Raw genomic sequence first — 20,659 nt, forward strand, 5'->3', positions numbered from 1 at the left:
CAGATTTGACATACTGTAGTCATGACGAACTCGAAGCCCTCTCTTCTGACTGCCGAAGTTGGACGCATCGTCGCCGGCCTCATGGCCCGGTACAACGTGACACAGAAGCAGATGGCCGACTCGGTCGGCGTCTCCCAGTCGCAGCTCTCCAAGATGCTGCGCGGAGAGCGGTCCATCGACCTTGACCAGCTCGATGTAATGGCTGCTGGATTCGAGAAGACCGCCGTTCAGATCCTTGCCGAAGCCGAGGAGCTGGTTGACGAGATGCAGGGACCTATCGACGGAACCGTGTTCTTCGTTGAGAACGGCCTGCGCGTACCCGAGCCGAGAGTCTGGGGCAATGTCCGTGCTGCACGTGACACTGAGACCCAAGATGACTACGCCCGGGCCGCGCGGAAGCGGTCCAAGGATCGCGGATGGGACACGGAATGACCAGACACCTCTACGACATGGCCGACGCGCTCGGCGTCGCTATCGAGTACGAGGATCTGTCGCACCTTGACCGAGACGGCGACTACGACGCGAGGACACACACGATCCGCTTGCAGGCGGGCATGTCCTATCGTCTCCTCCGATCCACCCTGGCGCACGAGTTGTGCCACGCGGTGTTTGGGGATGTTCCGTCAAAGTTCGGCCCCGTCAACGCAAAACAGGAGCGTCGCGCAGACGAGTGGGCGGCGTTGCGCCTCATCGATCACCGGGAGTACCGCATCACGGAGGAAGCCCGCGAGGGCAACGTCCACCTGATGGCGCAAGACCTCGACGTGATCGACGACATAGTGGTCGCCTTCCAGAGGGTGCTCCTCCGGGTCGGAGAGACCGTATACGTCGGGCCACGCATGGGGGCCGGGCAATGGGCCTCTAAAGTGGCCGCGGAAGCTTGACGCCGAGCCAACAAGGAAGGCTGCTACGCATGAAGAAGTCGATCTGGATTCCTGGTCTGATCATCCTGGTAGGGATCCTCGCCGCCGTAGCAGTCTTTGTGGTGGTCGCCCTCACGAATCAGAACCGGGAAGCGACCTTCCTGGAGGAGCTTCGATCCAACCCGCGCTCGCACGTCGAGTCGGTTAGTGACGAGCAACTGCTCGTTGGGTTGAGTGACCGATGTGATCGAATCGCCAAGGGGCACACTCTAGATGACGAGCTGGAATCGGCGCGGGGCAACGTAGCTGCCGGCGTCCTCTCTAGTTCGCCGCTGAGCCCGTCTGAGTACTACGACAACGTAGAGGCAATCTACGAGGCTGCCTCTAAGGCGTGCGGCGGCTGAGCACGTGTAGTCATGACTACATTTTGCAGTCTTAGAGGGCATTTTGTGGCCCTCTGGCACTCAGGCCGGTATCCTTGAAGAACCGCGGAATTACGGGGCAGAACGGGGATCGGGCGGGGTTGTCGATCTGGCCGGACTGTTGGTTCAAGTCCCGTTACTCACCCCAATGTGGCGAGGTTCACTCCTGAACCTCGCCACTTCTCTTTCGGCGGGCGGACCTCCCGAGCGGAGCCGGCCGGATCCGCTCGCGCGGCGACGCTGACGGCCCGCGCGCTCGGTAGCATCGAAGGCATGCCCTCCTTCGTCCGCGACGCGACCGATGCCGACCTCGCCCGGCTGTCGGAGATCGAGCGAGCCGCGGACGCCGCCTTCACCGCGGTGTTCGGCGACGTCGACTGGGGCGAGCCGCCCTCCGGTGCGGAGCGGATCTCGGAGCTGGGCTTCGTCCTCGTCGTCGCCGAGGCCGAGGAGGGCGATCCGGTGGGCTTCGTCCACGTCCTGGAGCACGACGGCGAGGGGCACCTGGAGCAGCTCTCGGTGCTGCCCGACCACGCGCGCCGAGGCCACGGGCGCGCCCTGGTCGAAGCCGCGTTGGCGGAGGCCGAGGAGCGCGACTACACCGCCGTGACGCTCAGGACGTACGCCGACGTGCCCTGGAATGCGCCGTTCTACGCGTCCCTCGGCTTCGCGCAGCGGCCCGCGCCGGACGACGAGTTCCACCGCGCGCTGGCGGCGGCGGAGGATCGCTGGGGGCTCGCCGACCACGGTCCCCGGGTGCACATGGCGATCGACCTGCACCGCCCCGCCCTGGAGATGGATGCGGAGGCCTTCGAGGCCCTGGTCGTGGACGAGCTGGACCGCCTTCCCGATGACATGGTGGACGGGCTCGACAACGTGGTCTTCGTCATCGAGGACCGCTCGGAGGACGGCTCCACCGACCTGCTCGGCCTCTACGACGGGCTCGCCGTCACCGAGCGCGGCAACTACGGGATGGGAGAGCTCCCGGACCGCATCATCGTCTACCGCGAAGCACATCTCGCGCAGTGCGCGACCGAGGAGGAGCTGCGCGACGAGGTGCACACCACGCTCGTCCACGAGATCGCCCACTACTACGGCATCGACGATGCGCAACTGCACGAGCTGGGGTGGGCATGAGCACTCCGCTCGCCACCCCCGACCTCGATGAGGAGACCGACCTCCAGGCGGTCGCGGCACGCCCGTGGCAGCTCGTCGTGTGGGACGACCCGGTCAACCTCATGAGCTACGTGGTGCGGGTGTTCCGCACCTACTTCGGCTACCCGTCCGACGTGGCCACCCGACTCATGCTCGCCGTCCACCACGAAGGCCATGCCGTCGTGGCGACCGGACCCCGCGAGACCATGGAGGTCCACGCCCAGGCGATGCACGACTACGGCCTCTGGGCCACCGTCCGCGAATCCGCGGACTGACCACGCACATCAGCGCTCCCGCAAGGACACCCGTGAACGATCGCATCATCCTCGTCCCGCTCGCCCGTCTCGAGGGCCGCCACCTCGCCGACCTGGTCGAGCAGTTCCTGGAGATCCTCGCCGACACCGACCTCGAGCACGACCCGGGGCTCGACCGGCTCACCCCCGCGGTCTACCCCGACGACCCCGAGGCCTCCGCCGAGTTCGCGCGCGCGACCTCCGACGACCTCCTCGACCGCCGCGCGGCCGACGCGCGCATCGTCCGCGCCGGGCTCGAGCGGTTCACCGCGGACGACGGCAGCCCGGACGACATGGACCCGCTGGACGTCGTGATCGCCGACGCGGAGCTGGACGCCTGGCTGCGCACGCTGACGGCGCTGCGGCTGGTGATCGCGTCCCGACTCGGCATCGAGACGGATGCGCCGCACGATCCCGAGGATCCGCGCTTCGGCGTCTACGACTGGCTCGGCTACCGCCTGGAAGGACTCATCGAGGCCGCCGACGCGCGTGACGACGCCTGATCCGCCGCGTCACGGAACCTCGATCAGCACCGTCGCACGCTCCTGTGGGCGATGAGCACGGATGTGCTCCTCCTCCTGCCGCGCCCACCGCTCCCAGTGCGGACGGAATGCGTCCCCGTCACGGGTCAGCGCGCGGCGTCTCCGGCTCGGCTCGGGCGACTGCACCCACACGCGCACGTCCGCGATGCGCGCGGAATCGGCGGTGAGCGCGCCACACCCTTCGAGGATGACGCCGCGGGCCGGATCCACCGCATGGCTCTCGGCGTAGGCGCCCGTCTCCCAGTCGTATCGTTCCCAGGTCCCGATCAACCCCCGCCCGTGCGGACGCAGGATCTGCTCGACCGCGCGCGAGGACCCTTCCTCCAAACCGTCCCACCCCGGATAGATCGAGTCCAGGGCGATCAGCTGCGCGTCGGCGCTCAAGGGCCACCGCGCCGCCAGGAGCCGCGCGATGCTGGACTTCCCCGCCCCGCTGCGGCCGTCGATCAGGACGACCGGGTTCGACGCCGCGACCGCTCGCACAGCCGCGCGCAGACGCGCGACCCCCTCGTGAATGGCGCGGGCGACCGGGTCGTCACTTCTTGAGAGCACGGATGATGCGGGTCACCGCGCGCCCGGCGACCCACACGAAGGGCACGGCGACAGCGAGGAACGAGATGATGTTGGGCTCGAACCGGAGCCCCTCCTCCCGCCGGACGTAGACGCCGAGGGGGATCGCCAGCCCTCCGCCTCCGCCACCGCTGCCCTCACCGTTGCTGCCCGACGCGTCGAAGTCTCCTCCGCCGAAGCCCGAGAACGTGAGCGCCACGGGCGTGAACGCGGCGCCGTCGACCTCCTGCGTCTCCCCGTAGGCGCTCTTCACCCCGAAGGACGCGGAATTCTTGCCAAGCTCGAGTGCGATGTGCGGCATGCGTCCACGCTAACCCACTCTCCCCCGCTACGGGAGGCCGCTCTCGCCCGTGTCCCGCGCCCCGCCTCGGCCGTGGGCTCAGTCCACGCCATGGGCTCGCGGATGCCGGGGCGCCCCTCGCCCTTCACCGGCGCCGACATGCCGCGCGCGGGTGATCATGGCCGACCCGAACCGTGCGCGCGCGTCGTCCAGCGCGCTCTCCACCCGGCGCCAGTCCGCGTCGTCGTCCCAGAGCGTCATCCCGCCGCCGGCGGGGCCGAGCCGCTCCGCGCGCACCCCGATGAGCCGAACCGGATCGCGACGGTCGATCGCGTCGAACAGCGCCCGCGCCACCTCGCCGATGCGCTGCCCGACGGCCGACGGCTCGGGCAGGGTCTGGGACCTGCTGAGAGTGGTGAAGTCCGAGAACCGGACCTTGATCGCCACACCGCCCGCTTCCCAGCCCGCCCGTCGAAGCCTCGCGGCGACGCGGTCCGCCAGCCGCAGGAGCTCTGAGCGCAGCGTCTCGGGATCCGTCACGTCGTGCTCGAAGGTCTCCTCGTGCCCGACGCTCTTCTCCACCCGCGTCGTCTCCACCGCTCGCGGGTCGCGCCCGAAGGACAGGTCACGAAGCCGCGCCGCCAGCGCCGGTCCGACCGTGCGCTCCAGGGCCGGCTCCGGCACCGTGCGGAGGTCGCCGATCAGCCGGATGCCCCGGGACTCCAGCGCCTCGGCCGCCTTGGGACCGACCCCCCACATGGCCCGCACCGGCTTCGGGGCGAGGAAGTCCAGCGTCTCCGCCTCCGGGACGATGAGCAGTCCGTCCGGCTTCGACAGGGTCGAGGCCATCTTCGCCACATGCTTGGTCGCCGCGGCTCCCACGCTGCACGTGATGCCGACCTCCTCGCGGACCCGGCTCCGGATCAGGCGGGCGACGTGCCCGGGGCTGCCCCACAGCCGACGGACGCCTCGGACGTCGAGGAACGCCTCATCGATCGACAGCGGCTCGACGAGCGGCGTCACGGATTCGAAGATGGCCATCACCGCCCGCGAGACCTCCTGGTAGCGCTGGAAGTCCGGGGGCACGATGCGCGCCGCCGGGCACAGCCGGATCGCCTGCGACACGGGCATGGCCGACCGCACGCCGTAGCGGCGTGCCTCGTACGACGCGCTCGAGACGACGGAGCGCCCGTCCGGGGAGCCGATGATCAGCGGCACGCCGCGCAGGCTCGGGTCGTGCAGGACCTCCACCGCGGCATAGAACGCGTCCATGTCGACGTGGAGGATGTCGGCGCCGGTGTCGTCCGCATCGTCGGGCGAGACGATGCGCCCCGATCCGTCACCGCGTCCCATACGCCCATTCTCGCGCAGGCCACCGACACGGCACGCCGCCGAGCGGTGCGGTCCTTCCGGTCAGCGCTGCGCGGCGGCGGCGACCAGGGAGGCGAGGATCGACACCGTCATCGCGACCACCACCGCGTTGAAGGCGAACGCGATCACCGTGTGGACGCGCACCGCGCTGAGGCCGGCGCGGGTGCGCGGTGTGCCGCCCGAGATCGCGCCGACGGCGGAGATCATCACCGACATGGACACGAAGTCGATGAACCGCGGATCGTCGTCGAGATCGAAGGCGATGCGTTCTCCCCCGGCGTGCAGCCGGAAGTATCGCAGCGCGAAGGCGTAGACCATCGTCGCCCACGCCCCGGCGGCGGTGAGCAGCACGATGGCCGGCATCAGCAGTCCGTGGCCCGCGTCCGGAGTGGTCGACGCGGCGATCGCGACCACGATCGCCGCGGCCGCGGCGGAGACGGCCCAGTTCTCGGCCGCGCCGAACCCCAGCAGACGCGTCAGCAGTCCCGGCGGCCGATGGTGCTGCGCGCTCGCGATCCGCAGCGCGCGATCGGCTGCGGTGCGGACGAACAGCACGTGGGTCCAGACGAGATAGATCCCCGTCGAGACGAGGAACATCGCGCAGACCGCCAACAGCACCGAACCGGACGCCAGCCGGTCCTGCCCGACGACGGAGACGACGAACGGGACGACCACGATCGGTGCCGCGACGAGCGCCGCGATCGCTCCGCGGACGTCATCGCTGTACGCGATCGGGTACGCCCCGTTCCTCGTTCGTGCCATCGGTCGCGCCCTACTGGGCCGCACGCTCCAGGATGAGCTCCCGGACGCGCGCGGCGTCGGCCTGGCCCTTCATCGCCTTCATCACGGCCCCGATCACCGCGCCCGCAGCCTGCACCTTGCCGTCCCGGATCTTGGCCAGCACGTCCGGCTGCGCGGCGAGGGCCTCGTCGATCGCGGCGATCAGCGCGCCGTCATCCGACACCACGGCGAGCCCGCGGGCGTCGACGACCTCCTGCGGCGTGCCCTCCCCCGCGATGACGCCCTCGAGCACCTGGCGCGCGAGCTTGTCGGTGAGGGTGCCCTCGTCCACCAGCCGCTGCAGCGCGGCGACGTTCTCCGGGGACACGAGATCCGCCGCGTCACGCTCCTGCGCGTTGGCGATGCGGGAGATCTCCCCCGTCCACCACTTGCGGGCCGCCGCCGGTGTCGCACCCGCGGCGATGGTGGCCGCCACCTCATCGAGCAGGCCGCCGTTGCGGACGTCCTGGAACTCCAGGTCGGTGAAGCCCCACTCCGCCTTCAGCCGCCTCCGACGGGCGACCGGCTGCTCGGGCAGGGCCGCCCGCAACTCTTCCACGAGCTCGCGGGAGGGGCGCACCGGCAGCAGATCCGGCTCCGGGAAGTACCGGTAGTCGTCCGCGTCGGACTTGGGACGCCCGGGCGACGTTGTCCCCGTGTCCTCGTGCCAGTGCCGCGTCTCCTGCGTGATGGTGCCGCCGTCCGCGAGGATCTGCGCCTGGCGCTGGATCTCGTACCGCACAGCGCGCTCGACCGAGCGCATCGAGTTCACGTTCTTCGTCTCGGTTCGGGTGCCCAGCTTCTCCTGCCCGCGCGGGCGGAGCGAGACGTTGGCGTCGCAGCGCAGATTGCCGCGCTCCATCCGCGCCTCCGAGATGCCGAGCCCGCGGACGATGTCGCGGATCGCGGCGATGTACGCCTTCGCGATCTCCGGCGCACGGTGTTCGGCGCCGAAGATCGGCTTGGTGACGATCTCGACGAGCGGGACGCCGGCGCGGTTGTAGTCGACGAGCGAGTACTCCGCACCCTGGATGCGGCCGGTGGACCCGCCCACGTGGGTGAGCTTGCCCGCATCCTCCTCCATGTGCGCCCGTTCGATGGGAACGGTCACGAGGGTGCCGTCCTCCAGCTCCACCTCGACGGATCCCTCGAACGCGATCGGCTCGTCGTACTGCGAGATCTGGTAGTTCTTGCCGAGATCCGGGTAGAAGTAATTCTTCCGGGCGAAGCGGCTGGACTCCGCGATGGAGCAGCCCAGCGCGAGCCCCAGGCTGATCGAGGAACGCACCGCGGTCGCGTTCACGACCGGCAGCGAGCCGGGAAGCCCGAGGTCGACCGGGGCGATCAGCGTGTTCGGCTCGGCGCCGTGGTAGGCCTCGTTCGCGGGGTTCGGCGCGTCCGAGAACATCTTCGTCGCGGTGTTCAGCTCGACGTGCACCTCGAAGCCCAGCACGGGCTCGAAGAGCTCCAGAGCCTTGTCGAAGTCCATCAGCGCGGCGGCGGCCATCAGCGCTTCCCTCCTTCGAGGACCGGGGCCCGATCGAGCAGCGGTCCTCCCCATGCGTCGACGAGCAGAGCCTCCAGCGCGGCGCCGACGCGGTACAGGCGCGCGTCCTCACGGGCGGGGGCGAGGAACTGGATCCCGACGGGCAGACCGTCCTCGGGGGCGAGGCCCGACGGGATGGAGATCCCGGGGACGCCCGCCAGGTTCGCGGGGATCGTGGTCAGATCGTTCAGGTACATCTGCAGCGGGTCGCCGATCTTCTCGCCCAGCCGGAACGCGGTCGTCGGCGCCGACGGCGTGGCGATCACGTCGACCTGGGCGAAGGCGGCGGCGAAGTCCTGCTGGATGAGCGTGCGCACCTTCTGCGCGCTGCCGTAGTACGCGTCATAGTAGCCCGCGGACAGCGCATAGGTGCCCAGGATGATCCGTCGCTTCACCTCCGGGCCGAACCCCGCCTCGCGGGTCGCCGACATCACGTCCTCGACCGTGGGCGTGCCCTCCGGCGTCACCCGCAGCCCGAAGCGCACGGAGTCGAACTTCGCCAGGTTGCTCGACGCCTCGGCCGGGAGGATCAGGTAATAGGCCGCCACTCCGTATTCGAAGTGCGGGGCCGAGACCTCGACGATCTCGGCGCCGTGGGCTTCGAGGGTGGCGAGCGCCTCGCGGAACGACGACGCGACGCCGTCCTGGAAGCCGGAGTCGGGCAGCTCGGCGACGACGCCGACCTTGAGCCCCTTCAGCACCTCGCCCCTAGCCCCCTCGCGGGCGGCGGCGGCGAACGACGGCCACGCGTCCGGGAGCGACGTGGAGTCCTTCGGGTCGTGCCCGCCGATCACGTCATGGAGCAGACCGGCGTCCAACACCGTGCGCGTCACGGGGCCCACCTGGTCCAGGCTCGAGGCCAGGGCGATCGCGCCGTACCGGCTGACGCCGCCGTAGGTGGGCTTCACGCCGACCGTGCCGGTGACGTGTGCGGGCTGTCGGATCGAGCCGCCGGTGTCGGAGCCGAGGGCCAGCGGCGCCTCGAACGCGGCGACGGCCGCGGCAGAGCCGCCTCCGGATCCTCCGGGGATACGGTCCAGGTCCCACGGGTTGTGGGTGGGCCCGTAGGCGGAGTGCTCGGTGGACGAACCCATGGCGAACTCGTCCATGTTCGTCTTGCCGAGCGCCACGAGGCCCGCGGCGCGGGAACGCGCGACGACGGTCGCGTCGAACGGCGACCGGTACCCCTCGAGGATCTTCGAGCCGCTGGTCGAGGGCTGATCCGTCGTGACCAGGACGTCCTTGATCGCCAGCGGGACGCCGGCGATCGGGCCGAGCTCCTCGCCGGCGGCGCGGCGGCGGTCGACCTCCGCGGCGGCGTCCGCAGCGCCCTCGTTGACGTGCAGGAACGCGTGCACGTCCCCGTCCACGGCCGCGATGCGGTCCAGATGCGCCCGGGTGGCCTCCACGCTGGAGACGTCGCCGGCGGCGATCCGCTCCCCCAGCTCCGCCGCGGTCCAGCGGATGATCTCGCTGTCGGCTCGTTCCGTCACTGTTCTTCTCCCAGGATGGCGGTGACCCGGAATCGGTCGTCGTCGGAATCCGGCGCGTTCTGCAGCGTCTGCTCGATCGTGAGCGTCTGGCCGGGCACGTCATCGCGGAACACGTTGTGCAGGGCGATCGGGTGGCTGGTCGCCACGACCTCCGGGGTCGCGACCTCCGACACCTTCGCGATGTTGTCGACGATGGCGTCGAGCTGACCGGTCAACTCGGTCACCTCGTCGTCCGAGAGCTGGATACGCGCGAGCACACCGAGGTGGCGCACGAGATCGGGGGTGATTTCAGACACGCCTCCAGTCTAGGAGAGGCCCGGGACGCTTCTTCGCGACGCCGCGGCCGGCGCCCGACCCGGACGCACGCCGCGCAATAGGCTGAACAGCATGACGACGTTCGACCCGCCGCGCCCCTGGACCGCCAGCTACGCCGACGGGGTCCCCGAGGATCTGGCTCCGGTCACGGGCTCGCTCGTGGACATCGTCGAGGCCTCCGCCCGCGACTACCCGGACGCCCCCGCCCTCGAGTTCTTCGGGAGGACGACGAGCTACCGCGACCTGCAGGCCGCGATCGAGCGCGCCGCCGCGGGCCTCGCGGCGCGGGGCGTGCGCGCGGGCGATCCGGTCGCGATCGTGCTCCCGAACTGCCCGCAGCACATCGTCGCCTTCTACGCGGTCCTCCGCCTGGGCGCCGTCGTCGTCGAGCACAACCCGCTGTACACGCCGCGCGAGCTGCGCAAGCAGTTCGAGGACCACGGCGCGAAGCACGCGATCGTCTGGAACAAGGTCGTCGACACGGTCCAGGCGTTCCCCACAGACCTCGCGGTCACGAACCTCGTCTCGGTCGACGTGACCCGGGCCATGCCCGCGCTCACGCGTCTCGCGCTGCGGCTGCCGGTCGCCAAGGCACGGGAGTCCCGAGCGGCGCTGACCACCCGGGTGCGCGGCACCGTGCCCTGGGAGTCCGTCGTCGCCGCCGCGCCCCTGCCCACCGGGCACCCGCGACCGCGGACCGACGACCTCGCGATCATCCAGTACACGTCGGGGACGACCGGCACGCCCAAGGGCGCGTCCCTCACGCACCGCAACCTCCTCGCGAACGCCGCGCAGGCGCAGTCGTGGGTGCCGTCGATCACCCGCGGAGACGGCTGCGTCGTCTATGCGGTGCTGCCGATGTTCCACGCCTACGGGCTCACCCTCTGCCTGACGTTCGCGATGTCGATGGGCGCGCGCCTGGTCCTGTTCCCGAAGTTCGACCCGGATCTCGTGCTCGCCGTGACCAGGAAGCACCCCGCGACGTTCCTTCCGCTGGTCCCGCCGATCGCGGAGCGTCTGCTCTCCGCCGCCCGTGCCAAGGGGGTCTCGCTGGCGGGGACCGAGGTGGCCATCTCCGGCGCCATGGCGCTGTCCCACGACCTCGTCGTCCCGTTCGAGGAGGCGACCGGCGGCTACCTCGTCGAGGGCTACGGGCTCAGCGAGTGCTCCCCGGTCCTGATGGCGAACCCCGTCGCCGACAACCGCGTGCCCGGCACCGTGGGTCTGCCGCTGCCGGGAACCGAATGCCGCGTGGTCGACCCCGAGGACCCGACCACCGATGTCGCCCCGGGAAGCCCCGGCGAGCTCGTCGTCCGCGGCCCGCAGGTGTTCTCCGGCTACTACGGCAAGCCCGAGGAGACCGAGGCCGTCTTCGTCGACGGCTGGTTCCGCACGGGCGACATCGTGACGATCGACGACGACGGCTTCGTGCGGATCGTGGACCGGATCAAGGAGCTCATCATCACCGGCGGCTTCAACGTCGCCCCGACCGAGGTGGAGGGCGCGCTGCGCCAACACCCGGACGTGGCCGACGCCGCCGTCGTGGGCCTTCCCAGCGAGCACTCCGGCGAGGAGGTCGTCGCCGCCATCGTCGTCGACGGATCGACGGACGTCGACGTGGAGGCGATCCGCGAGTTCGCACGCAGCATCCTCACCCCGTACAAGGTTCCGCGGCGGATCTTCGTCGTCGACGAGCTTCCGCGCTCCCTGATCGGCAAGGTGCTGCGGCGACAGGTGCGGGACAAGCTCCTGGCCCTCACGAGCGGATCCTGAGCCGAGCCCGAGGCGCCCGGGACCGGTGGATCCGCAGCCGAGGCGCTACGGTTGGGAAGTGGCCCCTGACGATGCGCAGCTGAACGACTCCCCCGACGACGCCGAGGGCGGCGCGACCCCGCCCGGTTTCGACGCGCTCGGCATCACCGGTCCTGTCCTGAAGGCGATCCGCGACCTCGGCTACGAGACGCCGTCGCCGATCCAGCAGGCCACCATCCCGACGCTGCTGAGCGGACGCGACGTCGTCGGGATGGCGCAGACGGGAACCGGCAAGACCGCCGCGTTCGCCCTGCCGATCCTGGAGCGGCTGGACACCTCTGCCAAGACGCCCCGCGCGCTGGTGCTGGCGCCGACGCGCGAGCTCGCCCTGCAGGTCGCCGAGGCCTTCGAGTCGTACTCCGCCCATATGCGCGGCGTCCACCTCCTCCCCGTGTACGGCGGCCAGGGCTACGGCGTGCAGCTGTCGGCTCTCCGCCGTGGGGTGAACATCGTCGTCGGCACGCCGGGTCGCATCATGGACCATCTGGCCAAGGGCACGCTCGACCTCTCCGAGCTGGAGTACCTCGTCCTGGACGAGGCGGACGAGATGCTCAAGATGGGCTTCGCGGAGGATGTCGAGCAGATCCTCGCGCAGACGCCCGAGGACAAGCAGGTCGCGCTGTTCTCCGCCACGATGCCCGCGCAGATCCGGCGGATCGCGCAGCAGTACCTGCGTGACCCCGAGGAGATCTCGGTCAAGTCGAAGACCGCCACCAACGCGAACATCACCCAGCGCTACCTCGTCGTCTCGTATGCGCAGAAGGTGGACGCGCTCACGCGCATCCTCGAGGTCGAGAACTTCGACGGGATGATCGTGTTCGTCCGGACCAAGAACGAGACCGAGACGCTCGCCGAGAAGCTGCGCGCCCGCGGATACTCGGCCGCCGCGATCAACGGCGACATCCCGCAGAACCTCCGAGAGCGCACCGTCAACCAGCTCAAGGACGCCAAGCTCGACATCCTCGTCGCCACGGATGTCGCCGCCCGCGGACTCGACGTCGAGCGCATCAGCCACGTCGTCAACTTCGACATCCCGACGGACACCGAGTCCTACGTGCACCGTATCGGGCGGACGGGGCGCGCGGGGCGCACGGGCGATGCCATCAGCTTCATCACGCCCCGTGAGCGCTATCTGCTCGGCCACATCGAGAAGGCGACCCGCCAGCAGCCCACCCTCATGACGCTCCCCACGACCGAGGACGTGAACTCGACCCGACTCGCCCGCTTCGACGACGCGATCACCGCGGCGCTGCAGGAGACGAGTCGGATCGAGGGCTTCCGCGACATCATCGCGCACTACGTGCGCCATCACGACGTGCCGGAGGCGGACGTCGCGGCTGCCCTCGCGATCGTCGCGCAGGGCGAGACGCCGCTGCTCCTGGATCCGGAGAACGACCCCCTCGCCCGCGCGGTGGCGGCCGACAACCGCCCCGTCCGGACGAAGGAGAGGGACGCCCGCGGACCCCGGACCGAACGGCGCGGACGCGGCGACTACACGCCGTACCGGATCGAGGTCGGCCGCCGTCAGCGCGTCGAACCCCGGCAGATCGTGGGGGCGCTGGCGAACGAGGGCGGGCTGGGCCGCGACGACTTCGGCGCGATCTCGATCAAGCCGGACTTCTCGATCGTCGAGCTTCCCGCGAACCTCGACCCGGGGGTCCTCGATCGGCTGCGCGACACGCGGATCTCCGGCCGGCTCATCGAGATCAAGCCTGATCGGGGCGTGCCGAACCGCCGTGCTCCGCGCGACGCCGATGGTCGCGCTCCCCGCGACACGGACCGCCCGCGCCGGACCGACGACCGTCCGCGGCGTGACGAGGACCGGCCGTATCGCAAGCCCCGCCACAAGGGCTGACACGGGGCTGAGCGGCGCGACGGTTCGCGCCGACACGTGATGGTGCGGTCGCGGGGGTCACCCGCGCCGCCCGGCCGCCATGGCGCGTCCGTCAGTCGAGGGCAGCCGGCCCCTCGGTGACCAGGACGTGGAACTGCGCCGCGTCCAGGATCCGGATGCCGAGCTCCTCGGCCTTGGCGAGCTTCGAGCCGGCGCCAGGCCCCGCGGCCACGAAATCGGTCTTCTTCGACACCGACGAGGCGGCCTTCCCCCCGGCCTTGATGATCGCCTCCTGCGCGCCGTCGCGGGTGTACCCGTCGAGGCTTCCGGTCGCGACGACGGTGAGCCCTTCGAGCACGCCGCCCTCGGCGACCGCCGCGCCCGGTCCGGGATGACCGGGCGTCGTCCACTGCACACCCGCCTCCGCCCACTGCCGCACGATCTCCTGGTGCCAGTCGACCTGGAACCACTCCACCAGGGAGTCGGCGATGATCCCGCCCACCCCCTCGACGGCGGCGAGCTCCTCCCGCGACGCCGCGCGGATGGCGTCGAGCGATCCGAACCACTGCGCGAGCGCCCGCGCCGCAACCGGGCCGACGTGACGGATGTTGAGGGAGACGAGCAGCCGCCACAGCTCCTTGGTCTTCGCGCGGTCCAGCTCGGCAAGGAGCTTCATCGCCTGCGACGACGGCTGCGGCCCCGTGCGCCCCTCCTTCTTCTCCGCCGCCGTCGGGTTGCGCCGGAAGGGCGCACGGGTCTTCACGATCCCGTCCTCGTCCTCCTTGGGCAGCCCGGTCTCCGCGTCGCGCACGACGACCTCGATCGGGACGATCTGCTCCAGGCTCAGCGTGAACAGCCCCGCCTCCGTCTCCAGCGGCGGCGTCTCCGGACGGCTGGGCTGGGTCAGCGCGGCCGCGGTGACCTCGCCCAGCGCCTCGATGTCCAGCGCGCCGCGGGAGCCGATGTGCTCCACCCGCCCGCGCACCTGCGCCGGGCACGACCGTGCGTTCGGGCAGCGGAGGTCGATGTCCCCCTCCTTCATCGGCCGGAGCGGCGTCCCGCACTCCGGGCACCGCTCCGGCATCACGAACTCGCGCTCGGTGCCGTCGCGCTTGTCGACCACGGGTCCGAGGACCTCGGGGATCACGTCGCCGGCCTTGCGGAGCACCACGGTGTCCCCGATCAGCACGCCCTTCGCCTTCACGACGTCCTTGTTGTGCAGCGTGGCCTGGCGGACGACGCTTCCCGCGACATGGGCGGGAGCCATCACCGCGAACGGCGTCGCACGCCCGGTCCGGCCGACCGAGACGACGATGTCGAGCAGCGTCGTCTGCACCTCCTCCGGCGGGTACTTGTAGGCGATCGCCCACCGAGGAGCGCGGCTCGTCGCGCCCAGCTCGTCGTGCAGCGCGAGCTCGTCCACCTTGACGACGATGCCGTCCAGCTCGTGCTCGATGTCGTGCCGGTGCTCGCCGAAGTGCGCGACGACCTCCACGACCTCGTCGACCGACGAGCACACCCGGGTGTGCGGGCTCGTCGGGAGTCCCCACTCGGCAAGAAGCTCGTACACCTGGCTCTGCGCGGCGACCGGCGGGTCGGGCCACGCCCCGATGCCGTGCACGTACAGCGCGAGCGAGGCGATGCGAAGGAGCCCGGCCTCGAGCTCCATGCCGTCCTTCTTGTCGATCTGCTGCCGGAGCCCGCCGCTCGCCGCGTTTCGGGGATTGGCGAAGGCCGGGAAGCGTCGCGCCGCGGCGGCCCGCGCCTTGTCCTCGTCGAAGGGGCGCTTGGAGCCGGTGCGCGCCTCCCATCGCGCGAGCGCCTCCGCGTAGGCGCGCTCCCGGAACTCCGCCTGGGCGGCGTTGAGCCGTTCGAACGCGGCGACCGGGATGAACACCTCGCCGCGGACCTCGACGATGCGCGGGTGACCGGTGCCGCTCAGCCGCTGCGGGATCCCCGCCACGCGAAGCGCGTTCTCGGTCACGATCTCGCCGACGCGCCCGTCACCCCGCGTCGCGGCGGAGGTCAGCACGCCGTCCTCGTACCGGAGGTTGATCGCGAGGCCGTCGATCTTCAGCTCGGTGAGCCAGGCGACCGGGCGCCCCGCAGCGGCCTGCGTCTTCGCCGCCCATTCGCGCAACTCCTCCACGGAGAAGACGTTGTCGAGGCTCAGCATCCGCTCGGCGTGCTCGATGGTGGCGAGCCCGGTCGCCTCGGCGGCGCCGACCATCTGCGTCGGCGAGTCCTGCCCCTGGAGCTCGGGATGGAGCCGCTCGAGCTCCTCCAGCCGGTGCATCCAGCCGTCGTAGGTCGCGTCGTCCACGATCGACGTGTCGCGACCGTAGTACGCGTCCTTCGCCTCGAGGATGCGGGTGGTCAGCTCCTCGGCTTCGACGCGGGCGTCCTGCAGCGAGATCTCGTTCTCCGGCACCGCCCCAGTCTACGAGCGGCCACGGACGTTGTCCGGGCGCGGCGTCCCCTGCCCACGAAACCCCCTCCTCTCACCGACACCCCCTCCCAGATACGACTTCAGGAGGGGGTCTCGGCGGGGAGAGGGGGTTTCGGCGCACGGGGGCGCCCCGCGACGACCGCGCGCTCAGGGAATCCGGACAGCGCGGCAGGCGAGGTGCAGCGCCAGACGGGCCTCGGGATCGCTCATGTCGATGCCGAGCAGCTCCTGCACCCGGCGGATGCGGACGGCGACCGTGTTGCGGTGCAGTCCCAGCGCGGACGCCGTCGCGGCGATCCCCGACTCATGGTCCAGGTACGCCGCCAAGGTGGTCAGCAGCTCTCCCCCGCCCTCGCGCAACGGGGCGAGCAGCGACTCGGCCGCCGGCACGAACGCATCGTTGCCGGTCCACGCCAGCAGCAGCTGCTCCAGCCCGAGGCTGTCGACGCGCACGAACCAGCCGGTCGCCGAGCGCCCCGCGGCGATGCGCGCCGCATCCCCGGCCTCGTCCAGCGTCACGGCCAGCCCAGCGACGGCGGACTGCAGCGAGCCCACCCCGGTGGCGACGGGGAAGTCGCGCATCACCGCGACGTGGAGCTCCCGCAGCGCGGCCACCGCCCGCTCCACGCGTGCAGGCCCCGGCGCTTGCGCGAACGTCAGCCAGCCGGTCACACCTCGTCCGGCGGTCGTCGCGTGCGCCTCGGCGTCGATCGCGCCCAGCCCCGCCCGGAGCGAGCGCAGCAGCGAGAACGGGTCCAGCCGGCCGCGTGCGGCCATGTGGAACCCCAGATGATGCCCCTGGGTCCGCCACCCGCGCTCCGCCATCCGTCGCTCGACGTCGTCGTCCGCGGCGCCGCGGAGATCCAGGAAGTCGCGCAGCAGCGCAGAGGACACCGCCGCGTCGTTGACCGCGGCGACCTCGTCGATGAGGATGCGCGCGGCGATGGCGGGCATCGCGATCTCCGCGGCGACGGACAGCGCCTGCAGCTGCGCCTCGCCGAGTCCGTCCCCGAAGATCGCGAGCCGCAGCCCGGTCCGGCCGGGGCTGTCGACGCGGACGGACGCCGCCGCCGCGCCCTCGGCACGGGCCAGGTCGGTCCACGAGTCGAACCCGATCGCCGCATGCAGCTCCTCGCGGAGGTGCCCGCCCGTCTCCAGCACGACGCCGGTCCGGTCGATGAGCGCCACGCCCCGCCCCAGGTTCGCCGCGATGTGCCGCAGCAGATCGGCGAGGTCCGCCGCGGAGTACTCGAACGACTGCGCCACCTTCCGCACCAGCCCCAGGGTGAGGGCGTCGCGCGCCTCGATCAGCATCCAGCAGGACCGCGCGAGCTGGACCGGCCGGGCCACGTCCAGCAGGCTGAGCCCGAGGCGATCGGCAAGGCGGCGCGCTCCCTGATCGACCTCCGACGCGCCGGGGACGGCGAGAGCGGTGTAGCCGCGGTCCCGCACCCGCCGGATCATCGCGTCCTGCTGCCACGTGGTCGCGGGCATCCGCGTCATGAGGATCGCGAGGCGTCCCGCGCCGGGATCGCCCAGATCCTCCTCCCGGCTCTCGACGGCGACCGCCTCCCACTGCGCCTGCGCGGGCCCCGCGATCAGGCGGAGGCCGCCGGTGCCCGGCTCCGCGAGCAGCGCCGCCAGGCTCAGGCCCGCACTCACGCGGCATCCAGTTCGACGAGCCCGTAGGCAGAGGGCCGAACGTGGCGCGCCCGATCGGGCCGCGCCTCCCACCAGGCCGGGGCCGGGATCGCCAGCACCGCGACATGACGGGCGAGCGAGAGGTCGGTCACCTCGAGGATCTCGCGCGACACCGCGTCGATCACGACGATCACCGTGGGTGACGACGCGACCAGCCGGCCGTCGCTGACGAGGGCGAGCGTCTCGGATCGGGTGATGATCCGGTGGACCGTTCCGTCGGTGCCGGACACCTCGACGGCGCTCACGTGCGGATCCGAGGCGTACGGTGCGGACGAGAGGATGCGCCCCTCCGCGAGCAGGCGTGCGCCCAGCGCGTCGGCCAGCTCGGCGAGGGAGCGCCCCGAGGACCGGAGAAAGGCCCGTCCCAGATCGCGGGCGTGCGCGAGGTGTCCCGGGATCGCGTGCTCGCGCAGATCGCCGACGGTGAACCCCGCGAGCACGGCGCCTCCCGCGCCTCCCGCCTGGATGATCGCCGCCCGCACGACGCGCTCGGCGTCGATCGCGCGTCCCGCCTCGACGAGCGCCACGCCTCCGGCGCCCGTCTCGCAGGCGAACACCAGCCCGGGCACCCGGTCGACGAACAGCGACATCTGATCGAGGCCCGGCACGGCACGCCCCGTGCAGTCGGCGTCGACCACCGTGTGCGACCCGGCGAGCAGCAGCGGGGCCAGGCCGTTCAGTCCGCCCCCTTCGAGGGAGCAGACCGCCGGCACGGGGTGTCCGAGCCAGCGCTCGACCGCGCCCAGCAGCGGACGGAACGGATCGCTTCCCGGCATCCGTTCCCCGAGCAGCATGGTCGCGCCGACGAAGGCGACCCCGAGGCACGGCGTCGCGGGATCCAGCTCCTCCGGCAGGGCGGCCTCGACCGGCCACGGCCCCGGCCCGGCGAGCATGAGCTCCAGCATGGTGGTGGAGCCCCCGCCGCCCGAGCCGAGCAGCGCGTAGCCGCGTCCGAGAGCGGCCAGGTCCTCACGCCCGATCCGGCTCGCCATGGGACCAGCCTAGAGCGTGGCCCCTCGGTCGCCCGATGCGGCCGGCTCCTCCACGACCAGGTCCTCCACGGGGACGAACGGCTCGTCCAGTCCGAACGCCGAGGGGCCGAAGGCGGCGAGCGCCTCCGGGGTGCGCATCATGTCCGGTGTCGAGATGCCGAGCACACGCACCCGCTGACCGTAGCGGAGGCCCTCGGTGGTGACCGGCTCGGCGCTCTCGTGGTCGACCACGCAGATGAGGTCCGGCACGATCGCCACCAGCCGTCCGCCCCGACGCGCGACGAGGTTCTCGTTCTGGAACGAGATCTCGAAGGGATCGCCCCCGTCGCCGAGCGGCGCGATGATCGCGCGTCCCTTCGCGAAGCCGTCCGTCGTCCGCCGTTCGACGTCGATCACCTTGCCCACGCAGAGCTCACGCACATGGGCGTAGAGGGTGCGCGACAGCGTGTCGGCGATCGCCTCGAACGGCGAGCGGTGCTCCTCTCGCGCCAGACGGATCGCCCGCCCCAGCGCCAGCGCCATCGAGAGCGTTCGGGGAACGGCCGTGCGGCGCACGTCCGCACCGCTCATCGCGTATTCGGCGATGTGGCCCACGCCGCCGAGCCTGATCGTGATCCCCCGCGCCAGCCATTCCATCTGCCTGTCGTCGTCACCGGTGTCGATCACGACCCTCTCCCCGCGCTCCCCCGCGAGCGCGAGCGGGGAGCCGTGCACCCCGTAGACGGCGAAGGTCTCCATCGACAGTTCGGGGAACGCACGGCCCATGCCGTCCGCATCGACGACCGGCAGGCCGGTCTCGGCAGCGACGACGAGGGGGATCATCGAGTTGATCCCGCCGCATTCGATCGGCATGGTCGCGTCGGCCGTGCGTCCGAGGTGCTCCTCCAGCGTGCGCAGCGCCAGGGTCGGCTCCGTGCCCGCCGGGATCTTCTCCACCATCACCGTGGGCGCGCCCATCTGCGCGGTCGGGATGACGAACAGGTCGTCGGCGAGCTCGTCCGGGTCGAGCACGGTGATCGCGCCGTCTCCCAGGACGCGCTCGACGAGCATGGTGCCGATGTAGGGGTCGCCGCCCCCGCCGGTGCCGAGCAGGGTCGCGCCGCGGGCGAGGTCCGGCAGATCCGCCGCCGTCAGCTGCCAGCTCATGCCACCGGCTCCGTGGCGCCGTCCGTCGAGAGTGTCCCGTCGAAACGACGCGCGGGCGTGTCATAGCCGAAGTACCCGGGGCCCACCATGGCCAGGGCCTCCGCGGAGTGCCAGCGCTCGTCCGCGGGCGCGGCGATCACACGGACCCGCTGGCCGTACCGCAGGCCCTCGGTGGTGATCGGCTCGCCCGACTCGGCCTCCAGCACCATGATCAGATCCGGTGTGGTCGCGAGCACGTCGCCGTCCTTCTCGGCGACGAGGTGCTCGTTCTGGAACTGCAGCGTGAGGGTGGTCCCGGCGTCCCCGTCGACCCGGGCGCGGCCGCGGGCGAATCCGGTCGTGGTCGCGCGCTGCACGTCCACGACCTTGCCGTCGAAGAGCTCACGGCCGCCCAGGAGGACGAGGGCCGCGTCGACCGGGTCGGTCTTGTCCTCCCGTGCGGCGGCGATCGCCTGGCCGATCGCGATGCAGCGCGAGAGCGATCCCCGCACGAGCGAGGTGCGCGCCTGCGTCCCCGACATCGAGAAGCCCGAGATCATGACGGAGCATCCCATCTCCACGCAGGCGACGCGGGCGATGCGTTCCGTCCACGCGTTGTCGACGGTCTGCAGGACGCCGGTGTTGCCCTTCTCGTCGCTGAACGCGAGCGGCGACGCCGTCACGCCGGAGAGGGTGGGAAGCACCATCTGCAGTTCGGGGAACGCCCGCCCCATTCCGTCCGCGTCGATCAGCGGGAGGCCCAGTGCCGCCGCTGCGGCGATCGGAATGGTGGAGTTGACCCCGCCGACCTCCGCACAGGCGATGTGGGTGACAGCGCGACCCAGGTGCACGCCGAGGGCGCGCACCGGCTCGACGACCTCGGCCAGACTGGGCAGCTTCTCGACCATGACCGTCGGGGCGCCCATCATCGCCACGAAGAGCACCAGGGCGTCGTCCGGGACGTCGTCCAGGTCGACCACCGTGACTTCGCCGGAGCCGAGCGCCTGGCGAGCCAGCAGGGCCCCGATGTACGGGTCTCCCCCGCCCCCGGTGCCGAGCACCGCTGCGCCGCGGGCGAGTCCGTCGATGTCCTCTGCCGTGATGGTCCGGGTCATG

The 20,659-nt window shown here is 71.3% G+C and carries 20 protein-coding genes and 1 pseudogene; 9 read left to right on the forward strand and 12 right to left on the reverse strand.

The genetic code is table 11. From position 1 onward, the window contains the following. Positions 1-21 precede the first annotated feature (21 nt). The 7 genes and pseudogenes from V6R91_RS23300 (at position 22) to V6R91_RS23330 (ending at position 3,236) form a co-directional block, all read left to right on the forward strand. On the forward strand, positions 22-432 hold the full coding sequence (locus V6R91_RS23300) for a helix-turn-helix domain-containing protein (RefSeq protein WP_336397283.1): 411 nt from the start codon (positions 22-24) through the stop codon (positions 430-432). Then, positions 417-884 carry an ImmA/IrrE family metallo-endopeptidase gene (locus V6R91_RS23305; protein ID WP_336397284.1) on the forward strand — a complete coding sequence of 156 codons (468 nt, stop codon included), beginning with the start codon at positions 417-419 and terminating at the stop codon, positions 882-884. The genes V6R91_RS23300 and V6R91_RS23305 overlap by 16 nt, the downstream gene beginning before the upstream one ends. Positions 885-913: 29 nt before the next feature. After that, the gene (locus V6R91_RS23310; RefSeq protein WP_336397285.1) at positions 914-1,267 is read left to right on the forward strand and encodes a hypothetical protein; all 354 of its coding nucleotides are present in this window, start codon (positions 914-916) and stop codon (positions 1,265-1,267) included. Positions 1,268-1,558: 291 nt separating this feature from the next. Then, positions 1,559-1,951, forward strand: a pseudogene (locus V6R91_RS23315) (GNAT family N-acetyltransferase); the annotation flags it as partial. Between the two features lie 129 nt (positions 1,952-2,080). After that, entirely contained in the window at positions 2,081-2,422 is a 342-nt protein-coding gene (locus V6R91_RS23320; RefSeq protein ID WP_442928177.1) for a metallopeptidase family protein, read from the forward strand. Next, a complete protein-coding gene (gene clpS / locus V6R91_RS23325) occupies positions 2,419-2,715 on the forward strand; it encodes an ATP-dependent Clp protease adapter ClpS (protein WP_336397286.1) in 297 nt (98 codons plus the stop codon). The genes V6R91_RS23320 and clpS overlap by 4 nt, the downstream gene beginning before the upstream one ends. A gap of 32 nt (positions 2,716-2,747) precedes the next feature. After that, the gene (locus V6R91_RS23330; protein ID WP_336397287.1) at positions 2,748-3,236 is read left to right on the forward strand and encodes a DUF2017 family protein; all 489 of its coding nucleotides are present in this window, start codon (positions 2,748-2,750) and stop codon (positions 3,234-3,236) included. A 9-nt stretch (positions 3,237-3,245) separates the two neighbouring features. On the opposite strand, the gene V6R91_RS23335 is transcribed toward V6R91_RS23330, so the two are convergent. The 7 genes from V6R91_RS23335 to gatC form a co-directional block, all read right to left on the reverse strand. After that, positions 3,246-3,827: a hypothetical protein gene (locus V6R91_RS23335; protein WP_336397288.1), complete on the reverse strand. Its 582-nt coding sequence runs from the start codon at positions 3,825-3,827 to the stop codon at positions 3,246-3,248. Then, positions 3,811-4,146, reverse strand: a complete 336-nt coding sequence (locus tag V6R91_RS23340; protein ID WP_067243244.1) for a hypothetical protein — start codon at positions 4,144-4,146, stop codon at positions 3,811-3,813. Before V6R91_RS23340 ends, V6R91_RS23335 begins: the two co-directional genes overlap by 17 nt. 78 nt (positions 4,147-4,224) lie before the next feature. Then, positions 4,225-5,478, reverse strand: coding sequence for a DNA polymerase IV (dinB, locus tag V6R91_RS23345; RefSeq protein ID WP_336397289.1), 1,254 nt, complete (start codon positions 5,476-5,478; stop codon positions 4,225-4,227). Positions 5,479-5,538: 60 nt separating this feature from the next. Continuing rightward, positions 5,539-6,258, reverse strand: a complete 720-nt coding sequence (locus tag V6R91_RS23350) for a DUF1345 domain-containing protein (protein WP_336397290.1) — start codon at positions 6,256-6,258, stop codon at positions 5,539-5,541. A 10-nt stretch (positions 6,259-6,268) separates the two neighbouring features. Next, positions 6,269-7,783: an Asp-tRNA(Asn)/Glu-tRNA(Gln) amidotransferase subunit GatB gene (gatB, locus tag V6R91_RS23355; protein WP_067243241.1), complete on the reverse strand. Its 1,515-nt coding sequence runs from the start codon at positions 7,781-7,783 to the stop codon at positions 6,269-6,271. Continuing rightward, the gene (gene gatA, locus V6R91_RS23360; protein ID WP_336397291.1) at positions 7,783-9,315 is read right to left on the reverse strand and encodes an Asp-tRNA(Asn)/Glu-tRNA(Gln) amidotransferase subunit GatA; all 1,533 of its coding nucleotides are present in this window, start codon (positions 9,313-9,315) and stop codon (positions 7,783-7,785) included. Before gatA ends, gatB begins: the two co-directional genes overlap by 1 nt. Then, positions 9,312-9,611, reverse strand: a complete 300-nt coding sequence (gene gatC / locus V6R91_RS23365; protein WP_067243239.1) for an Asp-tRNA(Asn)/Glu-tRNA(Gln) amidotransferase subunit GatC — start codon at positions 9,609-9,611, stop codon at positions 9,312-9,314. The genes gatA and gatC overlap by 4 nt, the downstream gene beginning before the upstream one ends. A gap of 91 nt (positions 9,612-9,702) precedes the next feature. Here gatC and V6R91_RS23370 point away from each other — a divergent pair, with 91 nt between their 5' ends. Further along, complete coding sequence (locus V6R91_RS23370) at positions 9,703-11,403, forward strand: long-chain-fatty-acid--CoA ligase (RefSeq protein ID WP_336397292.1); 1,701 nt, start codon at positions 9,703-9,705, stop codon at positions 11,401-11,403. A gap of 58 nt (positions 11,404-11,461) precedes the next feature. After that, positions 11,462-13,297, forward strand: coding sequence for a DEAD/DEAH box helicase (locus V6R91_RS23375; RefSeq protein ID WP_442928173.1), 1,836 nt, complete (start codon positions 11,462-11,464; stop codon positions 13,295-13,297). 91 nt (positions 13,298-13,388) lie between these two features. Here V6R91_RS23375 and ligA read toward each other — a convergent pair whose 3' ends face one another. From ligA to V6R91_RS23400, 5 genes are all read right to left on the reverse strand, one after another. Continuing rightward, a complete protein-coding gene (gene ligA, locus V6R91_RS23380; RefSeq protein ID WP_336397293.1) occupies positions 13,389-15,707 on the reverse strand; it encodes an NAD-dependent DNA ligase LigA in 2,319 nt (772 codons plus the stop codon). Between the two features lie 165 nt (positions 15,708-15,872). Next, on the reverse strand, positions 15,873-17,387 hold the full coding sequence (locus V6R91_RS23385; protein ID WP_336397294.1) for a PucR family transcriptional regulator: 1,515 nt from the start codon (positions 17,385-17,387) through the stop codon (positions 15,873-15,875). Beyond that, positions 17,384-18,418 (reverse strand): S-methyl thiohydantoin desulfurase domain-containing protein, encoded by a 1,035-nt coding sequence (locus V6R91_RS23390; protein ID WP_336397295.1) that lies wholly within the window; start codon positions 18,416-18,418, stop codon positions 17,384-17,386. Before V6R91_RS23390 ends, V6R91_RS23385 begins: the two co-directional genes overlap by 4 nt. Positions 18,419-18,427: 9 nt before the next feature. Beyond that, entirely contained in the window at positions 18,428-19,564 is a 1,137-nt protein-coding gene (locus V6R91_RS23395; protein ID WP_336397296.1) for a DUF917 domain-containing protein, read from the reverse strand. Next, positions 19,561-20,658: a DUF917 domain-containing protein gene (locus tag V6R91_RS23400; protein ID WP_336397297.1), complete on the reverse strand. Its 1,098-nt coding sequence runs from the start codon at positions 20,656-20,658 to the stop codon at positions 19,561-19,563. The genes V6R91_RS23395 and V6R91_RS23400 overlap by 4 nt, the downstream gene beginning before the upstream one ends. Between the last annotated feature and the right edge of the window lies 1 nt (position 20,659).

The organism is Microbacterium sp. CCNWLW41 (assembly GCF_037083505.1).

Bases quoted from the DNA above. Each gene is read 5' to 3' on its own strand.
- V6R91_RS23300 (WP_336397283.1), top strand. From the start codon at position 22: ATGACGAACTCGAAGCCCTCTCTTCTGACTGCCGAAGTTGGACGCATC.
- clpS (WP_336397286.1), top strand. From the start codon at position 2,419: ATGAGCACTCCGCTCGCCACCCCCGACCTCGATGAGGAGACCGACCTC.
- V6R91_RS23340 (WP_067243244.1), bottom strand. From the start codon at position 4,146: ATGCCGCACATCGCACTCGAGCTTGGCAAGAATTCCGCGTCCTTCGGG.
- V6R91_RS23305 (WP_336397284.1), top strand. From the start codon at position 417: ATGGGACACGGAATGACCAGACACCTCTACGACATGGCCGACGCGCTC.
- gatB (WP_067243241.1), bottom strand. From the start codon at position 7,783: ATGGCCGCCGCCGCGCTGATGGACTTCGACAAGGCTCTGGAGCTCTTC.
- V6R91_RS23310 (WP_336397285.1), top strand. From the start codon at position 914: ATGAAGAAGTCGATCTGGATTCCTGGTCTGATCATCCTGGTAGGGATC.
- V6R91_RS23390 (WP_336397295.1), bottom strand. From the start codon at position 18,418: ATGGCGAGCCGGATCGGGCGTGAGGACCTGGCCGCTCTCGGACGCGGC.
- V6R91_RS23395 (WP_336397296.1), bottom strand. From the start codon at position 19,564: ATGAGCTGGCAGCTGACGGCGGCGGATCTGCCGGACCTCGCCCGCGGC.
- dinB (WP_336397289.1), bottom strand. From the start codon at position 5,478: ATGGGACGCGGTGACGGATCGGGGCGCATCGTCTCGCCCGACGATGCG.
- V6R91_RS23350 (WP_336397290.1), bottom strand. From the start codon at position 6,258: ATGGCACGAACGAGGAACGGGGCGTACCCGATCGCGTACAGCGATGAC.
- V6R91_RS23400 (WP_336397297.1), bottom strand. From the start codon at position 20,658: ATGACCCGGACCATCACGGCAGAGGACATCGACGGACTCGCCCGCGGC.
- V6R91_RS23320 (WP_442928177.1), top strand. From the start codon at position 2,081: ATGGATGCGGAGGCCTTCGAGGCCCTGGTCGTGGACGAGCTGGACCGC.
- V6R91_RS23370 (WP_336397292.1), top strand. From the start codon at position 9,703: ATGACGACGTTCGACCCGCCGCGCCCCTGGACCGCCAGCTACGCCGAC.